Annotated in this window: 1 protein-coding gene; it reads left to right on the top strand. The window is 40.2% G+C overall.

The window, feature by feature from the left end:
- On the top strand, nucleotides 1-203 hold a 203-nt coding region (locus GVO63_RS19710; protein ID WP_236552242.1), incomplete at its 5' end, for a hypothetical protein.
- Between the last annotated feature and the right edge of the window lie 53 nt (nucleotides 204-256).

Genomic DNA, 256 nt, shown 5'->3' with positions numbered 1-256 from the left:
TAAGTTGGGCGTTAGGCGTCATTTACTTACAGCATAAAAAAGTGGGTTTAACCGTGACATTAAAGCATCAAGGTTGTTTCGCTAGGCTGTCTTTACAGCTTGCTTTTTCGGTAGTTTCAATGGCTTTAGCAACGCGCTTTTTATCAACACCGCAACGCCAACATTCAACATCACCAGTTTTCTATACTCGCTCTTTTATCTAGCGATGTCGTTAACATCTGGCATTTCGCACAGGGTTGTTTTATCTTAAATTCAA

This window comes from Alteromonas sp. KUL106, from assembly GCF_009811415.1.
GTDB lineage: Bacteria > Pseudomonadota > Gammaproteobacteria > Enterobacterales > Alteromonadaceae > Alteromonas.
Note: the sequence above shows the minus strand (reverse complement) of the source record. Positions and strands in the feature narration are given on the sequence as shown.